The following is a 9775-nucleotide window of genomic DNA, read 5'->3' on the forward strand; positions in this document are numbered from 1 at the left end:
CGTCCGGCGACCGGCGCGCGTTCCGGCCGCAAGCGGGCGAAATGGAAACCGGGTAAACAGCAAGCATGAGGACAGACCGAGGCCGACCAAAAACTGCCGGTTTCACAACACTACCAGAGCAAAGGGAAGAAAAATGGTGGGTGATGTAGGTCTCGAACCTACGACCCGCTGATTAAGAGAAAATGATTTCATCGATAAGACACTGAAACCAAAAGAATCCGGTTTCCAATGTCTGAACAACTGGGCCACCATTTCTGCGGAACAAAGCATGAATTGGGAACTCCGATCAGGGGCCTTCATAAAAGGGTCCAGCCTGTGCTTCATCATGTGGAGATACCATGAAGGCAAGGTTTCGTCCCACCAGATAGTTCAAGCCATCTCTCGTACCTCCGGGCGCCCGCCACGACCGATTACGTCAGGATGGCATCAATAGGCAGGCGCCACGAAAGAAGCCCCAGTTTCGGCGGAGCTCACTGAATACCGAGCCTGCGCAAAGTACTCGCGTCCTGTCCCCCAGTTTTCGCGCAGCGGTCGCTTTTCCGGAGGCCTGGAACCAAACTCGCCGGGGTCAACAACAACCTCAATGGCTCCTTCCTGCGGATCGATCACGATCATATCGCCATTTCGGATGCGCGAAATCGGGCCATCGGCAGCCGCTTCCGGCGTCACATGGATGGCGGCAGGAACTTTGCCCGAAGCGCCCGACATCCGCCCGTCGGTCACAAGCGCGACCCTGAACCCGCGGTCCTGCAGAGACCCCAACGCGGGCATCAGCTTGTGAAGTTCGGGCATGCCACAGGCTTGAGGCCCCTGGAATGGCAAGACGGCAACAAAGTCGCAATCGAGGTCACCGCGGGCGTATGCCTCAAGCAGTTCAGCCTGAGAAACAAAGACCCGAGCCGGCGCGGTTATAGCGCGATGTTCGGGTAGAACCGCCGAAACCTTCATCACGGCGCGGCCGACAGTGCCAGAAAGCACAGAGAGCCCGCCTGTCTTCTGAAACGGCGCTGCCACCGGCCGCAGAACGGTTTCGTCTGCGGATGCCGAGGCGGCCGGGCGCCATGCGAGTTGACCGTCATCAAGCCAGGGCTCGCTGGTATATGCGTCGAGACCCTCTCCCATGATCGTCACCGCGTCTTCATTCAATAGTCCGGCAGACAGCAGGGAGGAGATCAGATAGCCGACGCCGCCGGCTGCATGGAAATGATTGATATCGGCCTTGCCATTCGGATAGGCCCGCACGAGAAGCGGAACAACCGCAGAGATATCCGCGAAATCATCCCAGGTCAGGATGATACCGGCGCAGCGCGCCATCGCGACCAGATGCATGGTGTGATTCGTGGAGCCCCCGGTGGCAAGAAGCCCGACAATGCCGTTGACGAAGGCGCGCTCGTCGAGCACGCGACAGAGCGGCACAGCCTGGTTGCGCGGCGGAGCGATCGCGATCACTCTCTCGGTGGCCGCCGCCGTCAGTGCGTCGCGCAGCGGGGTATTGGGATTAACGAAACTCGACCCCGGCAGGTGTAACCCCATAAACTCCATTAGCATTTGGTTGGAATTGGCCGTGCCGTAGAATGTGCAGGTTCCCGCCGAATGATAGGACTTGACCTCGGCGTCGAGAAGCGCCGACCGATCAACCTTTCCCTCCGCATAGAGCTGACGAATGCGTGATTTTTCCGGGTTGGACAGCCCGGTGGGCATTGGCCCTCCCGGCACGAAAACCGCCGGCAAGTGCCCAAACCCAAGTGCGCCCATCACAAGACCCGGAACGATCTTGTCGCAGACGCCGAGATAGAGTGACGCATCGAAGGCGTTGTGGCTCAAAGCAACAACCGTGGCGAGCGCGATAGCGTCACGACTGAAGAGCGATAGCTCCATTCCATCGGCGCCTTGGGTGATGCCATCACACATTGCTGGAACACCACCAGCGACCTGAGCGATCGCTCCGTTCTTTCGAGCTGCATTACGGATCAGCGCCGGGAATTGCTCAAATGGCTGGTGTGCGGAAACCATATCATTATAGGCTGTAACAATCGCGATGTTCGGGATATTTGCCGCAAGCAAAGCACGTTTTTCCGACGCCTCCGACGCTGCCGCGACATGGGCCAGGTTGGCGCAGGCAAGCTTGCTGCGATTGCGGCCGGCCTGCGCTGCCTTCTCCATGGACTTCATATAGCTCGCCCGCGACCTCATGGACCTTTCAACGATACGGTCGGTAATGCTTCGAATGGCATCGTGGGTGTTCATCACGTTTCCTCTTTCATGGCAGAGCCGATCCAATCCGGGCTCAAGAAATTCTTCTCACCTACTTGTAATTTTTGTTGACTACATGTCAATACGCACTTAGCGTTAGTCAAATTCGATAACCGGCATGACGTCGCTGGGGAGGAGATCCCAGTTCGAAATGACGAAAGAACCGGACGGAGGCCCTCCGTCGGGATGGCAGTGTTTTGCCTGATAAGAGGAAAGTGCATACCGTGAAGATGGCACCTAAAAAGGATCGACGCATCGTAACGCTGGGCAACGCGTTTCTCGACACGATCGTCTACCTGCCCAGACTGCCGACGGAACCTTGCAAGTTCCGCGCGACGGATGTGCGTCGTACCGGCGGCGGCATCGCGGCAACGGCTGCCTGCGCGGTGGCAAGGCTGGGCGCCGAAGCCAACTACTGGGGCCGGCTGGGCGAAGATGAGACAGGTGACCAGATCATTGCCCGCCTGCGCCAATTCGGCGTTCGCACAGAGACTGTTCGACGTGTCGCAGGCGGAGTGAGCCCAGTCGGCACGGTACTTGTTTCGCCCGGTGGCGAACGCATGGCCTTCGGTTTCATCGGCCGCGACCTCGGTAATGAGGCAGCATGGCTGCCGCTTGGTGAACTCGATCATGTCGACGGCGTACTGGCCGACTACAGCTGGTGGCAGGGTGCGGCCGCAATCTTCGCCGCGGCACGGGAACGAGGCGTCGTCACGGTGCTGGATGCAGATGTCGGCGACATGGACGCGGTGCGACAGCTGCTCCATCTGCCGGATCATATCGTCTTCTCCGCAGCTTGCCTTGCCGCTCTGACCGGCTGCAAGAGCATAGAGAATGCCCTAGCCGTTGCCGCAACGATGTGTCGCGGCGTGGTTTCCGTGACGGACGGCAGCCGCGGTTTCTTCTGGCTCGACAATGGCATGGTCAGAAACCTCCCGGCCTTTACGGTCGAGGCGATCGACACCAATGGCGCCGGAGACATATTTCACGGCGCGTTCACCCTTGGCCTTGCTGAAGGTCTATCGATCAAGGAAGCGGCGCGTCTTGCCAGCGCGACAGCGGCGCTCAAATGTGCGCGTGGAAGCGGCTGGGAAAGTATTCCTGATCGCGCCGCCGTCAATCAATTGCTCGGGGAGAATGCGTAATGGCAATATCACCCGGAAAATACTGGGGGCTGCGCCGGCTCGCCGGCAACGATGGCCGTTTTCGCATCCTTGCCATGGATCAGACGGGCCCGATCGTCAATCCGATCAAGGCTATCCGCAAGCTGGAACAGGCGCCATTTGAAGATGTGGCAGCCGTCAAGCGCATGCTCGCGCGTCACCTTGCGCCCCATGCATCTGCCGTACTGATCGATCCTCCCCTGGGCTATGCCGCCAGCATACGCGACATCCCGGCCGAAAAGGGACTCCTGATCGCCAATGAATGGGCCACCTGGGAGGTGACCGATACCGGCCGCAAGTCATCGAGCATTCCCGGATGGGACCCGGCTCTCATCCGCCGGATCGGCGGGGACGCGGTCAAGGTCAACCTCTGGTACCGGGCTGATGCTTCGGCCGATGTGAGGGCTCATCAGCTTGCCTATCTCGACGCGATGAAAACCGCCTCCCGTCTCAACGACATACCCTTTGTGCTTGAGTTCCTTGTCTATCCCTTGCCCGGCGAAAGCGCCGCCGCCTTTGCGCGAAGGCGCGTTGAACTGGTTTCAGGCTCATTCACGGACGAGGAGGTCATGAATCCGGACGGCGTCGATCTCTACAAGCTCGAACCGCCGATCCCCACCTTCGACGTGCCGGATCCCGATGGTCCTCATGCCCTTGCCGCGCAGGCCGCCTTCGACCGCATGGCGCGTCATGTCCATCGCCCCTGGGTGCTTCTCAGCGGAGGAGCAAGCCCGGAGGATTTCCTGCGGTTGCTTACCTTTGCCTATCGCGCCGGCGCCAGCGGTTATCTTGCCGGACGCGCGATCTGGGCCGGGGCCTTCAGCCGCTTCCCCGATCTCGCCGCCATGGAACGCTCGATGCGGGAGGAGGCGCCGCAATTTATGGAGCGGTTCAACCGCCTGACGGAACGACAAGCGACGCCCTGGACGGACCATGCGCAGTGGCAGGGGCGGGTCGACATGGAGCCTGACGGCGAAGCGTTCGCCATGCTCTATCCGGCCTCTGCGGGGCACTATCAAACGGGGCGAAGCCTGTGACCTATCTTGATTTCAGCGGCGTGTTGTCGAGAACTGATCTTCTGATCAGGGGCGCGGAGCTGACGATCGCGATCTCGCTGACGGCGATGATTTTCGCGCTTGTCATCGGCCTTTGCTGCGCAAGCATGCTGCTCAGTCCCTTAAAGCCGTTGCGCTTCATCGTGCTTGGCTATGTCGAGGTCATCCGCAACACGCCCTTCATCGTGCAGGTTTTCCTGGTCTATTTCGGTCTGCCTTCGCTCGGCATCCGGTTAACGCCGCTGACGGCCGCGATCCTTGCCATGTCGATCTATGGCGGCGCCTATACCAGCGAAATTATCCGTTCCGGCATCCAGAGCATCGCCAAGGGCCAGATAGAGGCTGGGCGTTCCCTCGGCATGTCGCCGTTGCAGATTTTCCGCTACATCGTTCTGAAGCCCGCGTTTTCGGCGATTTTTCCGTCGCTTGCCTCCCAGTTCGTTCTCTTGCTCCTGTCATCGAGCGTGGTCTCGGCGATCTCGGTGCCGGAACTGACCGGCGTCGGAAATGACATCCAGGGCATGACGCTGCGGAACATGGAAATCTACCTGGTGATCGCCGTCATCTATGTCGGGATTGTCGCAGTCCTCAAGCTCGGATGCCTGGCATTCGAACGCATCGTGTTTCGATTCAAGTATCTGGGGCGCTAAGGCAAAATGTTTCAGCAATTCAGCCTTCACCATGTTCAGTTTATGCTCGTCGGATTGAGCTGGACCATTCTGCTCGCGGCGGTCGGGCTGATCGGCGGTTCGCTCGCGGGAGCGGTCCTGACCTTGATGCGGATATCCAGGTACCGGCTGGCGAGCGCCTTCGCGCGGGCCTACATATTCGTCATCCAGGGAACGCCGCTTCTTGTCCTGCTCTTCATCGCCTATTTCGGAGCTACCTATATCGGCTTCGACGTGCGCCCGATCGTGGCCATTTCCGTTGCCTTCTCGTTCTATGCGGCGGCCTTTCTTGGGGAAATCTGGCGCGGCGCCATCCAGTCGGTCCCCGTTGGCCAGAGCGAGGGCGCTCACGCTCTGGGGCTCAGCGGCCCAGACACCATGGTTCATATCATCGCCCCGCAGGCCATCCGGATTGCGACGCCGGCGACCGTCGGCTTCTTCGTGCAGCTGATCAAGAATACCTCGCTGGCTTCGGTCGTCGGCATTATCGAGCTCACGCGCACGGCTCAGATCGTCAGCAACGCAACCTTCAAGCCGCTCGAGGTCTATCTCACGGCGGCCGCTTTCTATTTCCTGATCTGCTTTCCCATCACGCTTGTCAGCCGCCACCTTGAACGGCGCCTGGCGCAATCATGATCGTCAAAGGAGGAGTAAAAGATGATCAAATTCGTAAAGGCCATTGCGGCCACAACAATAGCGCTGGCTGCACTGACAACCGCCAGTCTTGCCCAGTCCACCACCAACACGCTCGACAAGATTATCCAGAGCGGCAAGCTGGTGGTTGGCATTTCGCTGTCAACGCCACCCTATGGTATGACCGATTCCCAGATGCAGCCCGCAGGCTTCGACGTTGCCGTCGCCAAGCTTCTCGCCAGGGATCTCGGCGTCGAGCTTGAAATCGTCGATCAGGTTTCCCAGGCGCGCATTCCGAATTTGACCAGCGGCAAGGTGGACATTCTCGTCTCCTCTTTCGGCGTCACGGCCGAGCGCGCCAAGACGGTGATGTACACGAATTCAATCTATGTCGACGAGCAGATGGTGCTGGCGCCGGCATCCTCGGATATCGCCAGCCTCGAAGATCTCGTCGGCAAGCGCGTCGGCGTGACCCGCTCGACGACCAACGACACGCTGATCACCGAAAAGGCGCTCGAGGGCACCAATATCCAGCGTTTCGAGGATGACGCCGCAACAAATCAGGCGCTGTTTACCGGCCAGGTCGACGCCATCGTCTCGGGCGTCGCCGCCGCCAATGCGATCAGCCAGCAGACGGACAAGTTTGCCCGCAAATTCGCGGTGCGACAGTCCCCGATGGGCATTGGCGTGCGTCGCGGCGATTTCGATCTTCGCCAGTGGCTGAACACCGACATCATGCTTCTGTGGAACGCTGGCGAACTTCAGGCAGCGCAGAAAGAGTGGCTCGGCCTCGTCAACGAAAAACTGCCGGTTTTTTGATTGACGAAAGAGGTTCCGCGCCGCGCGCGGAACCTTCCAATGAAAGCATTGTTCCCGAAAGGTTTATCATGACCAGAATGACACTTCGCCAGCTTCTCGATCACGCTGCCGAACATGACTATGGCGTTCCCGCATTCAGCGTAACGACAATGGAGCAAATGATCGCGGTCATGGATGCCGCCCGCAGCGTCGATGCTCCGGTGATCCTGCAGGTCGGCACGAAAGCCCGTGCCTATGCCGGAGACATCATGATCGAGAGTCTGTTTATGGCGATCGAAAAAATGTATCCGGACGTGCCGATGGTCGTGCACCAGGATCACGGAAACTCGCAAGCCACCTGCGCGACGGCTCTGCAGCACAAATTCACTTCGGTGATGATGGATGGTTCGCTCGGCATCGATGGCAAGACGCCTTCAGACTACGAGTACAACGTCTCGGTGACCGCGCAGGTCAGCGCCCTGGCGCATTGGATGGGTGCATCCGTCGAGGGCGAGATCGGTGTACTTGGAAAGCTCAAAGACCGCTCCGACAGCCGGCTCCTGACCGATCCCGATCAGGCCGTCGCCTTTGCCAGAGCCACTGGCGTCGATGCATTGGCGATCGCCATGGGCACCTCGCACGGCGCCTACAAGTTCGACCGCAAACCGGACGGCGAAGTTTTGGCAATGGACCTGCTGGAAGAAATCCACCGCCGCCTGCCGGACACGCATCTCGTCATGCATGGTTCGTCCTCTGTTCCGCAGGAGCTTCAGGACATCATGAACAAATACGGCGCGGACATTCCCCAGACGTGGGGTGTTCCGATCGAGGAAATCCAGCGCGGAATTCGGCATGGCGTGCGCAAGGTCAACATCGACACCGACAATCGCATGGCACTGGTCGGCCAGATCCGCCGCGTCCTTCAGGAAGACCGACGGGAGTTCGACATCCGCAATCTCGTCAAACCGGGGATGGAGGCGATCACCAAGCTCAGCCGCCAGAGACTGGAAGATTTCGGCACGGCAGGCAAGGGTTCGAAGATCAAGGTCATTTCGATGGCCGATATGGCAAAGCGCTACCAGTCTGGCGAACTGGCGCCCAAGGTAAGGTCCTGAAGCTGGATCATGGAGGAGTTGTCGATGAAGAGCACGGCCAACACTGCGGACGCCATCGTCGAGGCGCGGAAACTGAACAAGTATTTTGGTGCGTTCCACGCGCTCAAGGATATTGATCTTTCCGTATCACGGGGAGAAACCATCGTTATCTGCGGCCCCTCCGGTTCCGGGAAATCGACGCTGATACGCTGTCTCAATGCGCTTGAGCCCTATCAGGAGGGCAATCTGGCTGTTGCCGGCACGACACTCGACGGCACGCGGAAATCCACCGATCGTGTTCGAAGACGCACAGGGATGGTGTTCCAGAACTTCAACCTTTTTCCGCATATGTCGGTTTTGCAGAACTGCATGATCGCACCCATGAAGGTGAAGGGTCTGCCGCGCGAAGACGCGCGCAAGATCGCGATGAAATTTCTGGAACGCGTTCGCATTCCCGAACAGGCGGAGAAATACCCTGCGCAGCTTTCGGGCGGCCAGCAACAGCGCGTTGCGATCGCAAGGGCTCTGTCAATGAACCCCGAGGTCATGCTTTTCGATGAGCCGACTTCCGCGCTCGACCCCGAGATGGTGCGTGAGGTTCTCGACACCATGGTCGGTCTCGCCAAGGAAGGCAGCACCATGATCTGCGTGACGCATGAAATGAACTTCGCCCGGGAGGTCGCCGACCGCGTCATCTTCATGGATTGCGGCTCCGTGGTCGAGGTCGCACCGCCGGATGCCTTCTTCCGGACTCCGCAGACGGAACGGGCCAGGAATTTTCTGTCGCAGATCCTGCATTGAGAACGCTCCCTCACCACCGTTTACGAGCGGCGGGAGTACTCTTTCCCTTTGGGGAGGCGATCTTCCGACCGCTGCGGAGTCGTCTTGCAGACGGTTTCCAGACACATCACCCTGGGAACAACTTTAGTGTTCTTCCGAGCCAGTGTCCGTGCTTGATGTGTCTTCGCGGACCTTTTCCAGATGCTGAGCGTCGAGGACGGCGGCGCGAGCCTGCAGCAGATGATATCTCATATAACCGCTGGCGGCCTCGCCGTCCTCCGCCGCAATGGCTTTCAAGATGCTGGCATGCTCTTCGATGATGCGCATCCGACGCGTCGGGGGGCGACCGCGCGCCAGCTCGAGGCCGATATTCATCGCGCCCTTCACAGGAAAGCGCAGGGTTGCCAGTATATCGACAAAATACTTGTTTCCGCTGGCGTCGGCGATAGCAGTGTGGAAAGCAGAGTCCTGTTCCAGACCAAGCTCCCCTGCCGCAATGGCCCGCTTCAGCTCTTCCAGGGTATCGGTGATGCGATCGATATCCGAATGCGTGCGCCGCTGAGCTGCAAGCCTCGCAACCTCAACCTCAAGGACGATACGTGGCTCGAACGAGCGGATGTAGTTGGAGAGTTGCGATACGTCCGCCAGTTCAGTCAGCCGATTCGAGGGCCGGGTCGACACAAAGGTGCCGATTCCGCGTTTTGGATGGACCAAGCCATCTGTCGTAAGCCTCAATAACGCTTCGCGCACGACAGGCCGCGATACACCGAAAGCATGCGACAGTTGGGCCTCCGAGGGTAGTTTGTCGCCTGCCGAAAACTCCCCCGTGGTGATCTGCGAGAGAATTTGCGTATAGACCGAGTCCGCAAGACGGTTCTTTTGTGTCGGAGTAATCTTAAGTTGCGCCATAACGTAGCCTATCATCGCAGCAAACGACCAACAATATGATTAGGTTAGTCTGCTCAATCTAGCCTCAAAGCGGCGCTGTCCAAACCTACGAGTCAAAGCCACTTCGGCAAAGTCACGGCAAGCGATTGCAATGGAGCGCTTGTAGCCACAGGCAGGGCAAACCCTGCCATTCGGCCAAATCATGCTTTCCGACAAACAGCGGCAATGGTCTTCGTCCCTAAATGCTATGATCATGTCTTGGACGGTGCGAATATTGGAAAGCGTGGCGAAAGTCGTTTCTGGCATCACTATCTCCTGTAATCTTTGACCGCAGAATCGCGTTGAACGCTCGATTTGGAAAGGACCTTGTCGCGCCAAGACCACGGAAGAGATCGAATAGCCCCTTCGACAGAAATTGTGGTATTTTCTTCAGGCCCACGGGC

Annotated in this window: 10 protein-coding genes and 1 pseudogene; 7 read left to right on the plus strand and 4 right to left on the minus strand. The window is 58.9% G+C overall.

What is annotated here, in order from left to right; translation table 11 throughout:
- Positions 1 to 426: 426 nt before the first annotated feature.
- Positions 427 to 2247: a phosphogluconate dehydratase gene (edd, locus tag AC5DC2_RS13300; RefSeq protein WP_491698820.1), complete on the minus strand. Its 1821-nt coding sequence runs from the start codon at positions 2245 to 2247 to the stop codon at positions 427 to 429.
- Positions 2248 to 2483: 236 nt separating this feature from the next.
- Between edd and AC5DC2_RS13305 the strand changes: the two genes are divergently transcribed.
- The 7 genes from AC5DC2_RS13305 to AC5DC2_RS13335 all read left to right on the plus strand — a co-directional run bounded on the left by AC5DC2_RS13305 (position 2484) and on the right by AC5DC2_RS13335 (position 8465).
- Positions 2484 to 3398: a PfkB family carbohydrate kinase gene (locus tag AC5DC2_RS13305; protein WP_491698826.1), complete on the plus strand. Its 915-nt coding sequence runs from the start codon at positions 2484 to 2486 to the stop codon at positions 3396 to 3398.
- Positions 3398 to 4453, plus strand: coding sequence for a tagatose 1,6-diphosphate aldolase (locus tag AC5DC2_RS13310; RefSeq protein ID WP_491698821.1), 1056 nt, complete (start codon positions 3398 to 3400; stop codon positions 4451 to 4453). Before AC5DC2_RS13305 ends, AC5DC2_RS13310 begins: the two co-directional genes overlap by 1 nt.
- Positions 4450 to 5121: an amino acid ABC transporter permease gene (locus tag AC5DC2_RS13315; protein WP_024707267.1), complete on the plus strand. Its 672-nt coding sequence runs from the start codon at positions 4450 to 4452 to the stop codon at positions 5119 to 5121. The genes AC5DC2_RS13310 and AC5DC2_RS13315 overlap by 4 nt, the downstream gene beginning before the upstream one ends.
- 6 nt (positions 5122 to 5127) lie before the next feature.
- Positions 5128 to 5775, plus strand: a complete 648-nt coding sequence (locus AC5DC2_RS13320; protein WP_024707266.1) for an amino acid ABC transporter permease — start codon at positions 5128 to 5130, stop codon at positions 5773 to 5775.
- A 21-nt stretch (positions 5776 to 5796) separates the two neighbouring features.
- Entirely contained in the window at positions 5797 to 6591 is a 795-nt protein-coding gene (locus AC5DC2_RS13325; protein WP_491698822.1) for a transporter substrate-binding domain-containing protein, read from the plus strand.
- A 68-nt stretch (positions 6592 to 6659) separates the two neighbouring features.
- Positions 6660 to 7685 (plus strand): ketose-bisphosphate aldolase, encoded by a 1026-nt coding sequence (locus AC5DC2_RS13330; RefSeq protein ID WP_491698823.1) that lies wholly within the window; start codon positions 6660 to 6662, stop codon positions 7683 to 7685.
- 24 nt (positions 7686 to 7709) lie between these two features.
- Positions 7710 to 8465 (plus strand): amino acid ABC transporter ATP-binding protein, encoded by a 756-nt coding sequence (locus tag AC5DC2_RS13335; RefSeq protein ID WP_491698824.1) that lies wholly within the window; start codon positions 7710 to 7712, stop codon positions 8463 to 8465.
- A gap of 123 nt (positions 8466 to 8588) precedes the next feature.
- On the opposite strand, the gene AC5DC2_RS13340 is transcribed toward AC5DC2_RS13335, so the two are convergent.
- The 3 genes and pseudogenes from AC5DC2_RS13340 to AC5DC2_RS13350 all read right to left on the minus strand — a co-directional run.
- Positions 8589 to 9353 carry a FadR/GntR family transcriptional regulator gene (locus AC5DC2_RS13340; protein ID WP_491698825.1) on the minus strand — a complete coding sequence of 255 codons (765 nt, stop codon included), beginning with the start codon at positions 9351 to 9353 and terminating at the stop codon, positions 8589 to 8591.
- Positions 9354 to 9455: 102 nt separating this feature from the next.
- Positions 9456 to 9638 (minus strand): annotated as a pseudogene (locus AC5DC2_RS13345) (transposase); the annotation flags it as partial.
- The coding region (locus AC5DC2_RS13350; protein ID WP_491698827.1) for a hypothetical protein at positions 9571 to 9775 on the minus strand (205 nt) is incomplete at its 5' end. The pseudogene AC5DC2_RS13345 and the gene AC5DC2_RS13350, both read right to left, overlap by 68 nt.

Source organism: Martelella sp. (genome assembly GCF_984369615.1).